Annotated in this window: 1 protein-coding gene; it reads left to right on the top strand. The window is 60.3% G+C overall.

The genetic code is table 11. The features are described 5' to 3' along the window. Positions 1-222: 222 nt before the first annotated feature. Positions 223-466, top strand: a 244-nt coding sequence (locus tag AC1D0P_RS29145; RefSeq protein ID WP_477679919.1) for a hypothetical protein, incomplete at its 3' end; no start/stop codon positions are given.

Genomic DNA, 466 nt, shown 5'->3' on the forward strand with positions numbered 1-466 from the left:
GCGAAGCATACCGCGAAGCCGCCGGCAAGAAGCGTTGATCTCGATCGTCTTGCGGCGCACCTCTTCTGGCTCGCTGTCGGTTTACTGCCGGGCGATGTCTTGTTTGAAAATTGCCGGTATGCACCGCATAAGACTGGTGCGTGAAACGTCGTTGAGATAGGTGGCCGTGGCAGGTTTGTTTCTGCCTCGGCTTCCAGGGAGCTCGTCAACCGGAAGAAGCGCGTGCTGCAGTCGGTGGTTGCCATCGTGAAGATCGCCACGGGTCGGGAAACGCTCCTGATCGGACCGTCGGCTGCCTTCGGCGCCAATGCCCAACGCCACCTCATTCGCGATCGCAACCGATTGAGGCACAAGCTGGACGTGTTCATGACGCGACCCGGTGCTGCCGATCTGGTTCGTCCCTACCTCAGACGGTGGGGCCTGCACTGGGCTCATTCGCGCCTGTCGGAAAGAGAGACCATAAAGG

It is taken from the genome of Polaromonas sp. P1_G2 (assembly GCF_056405515.1).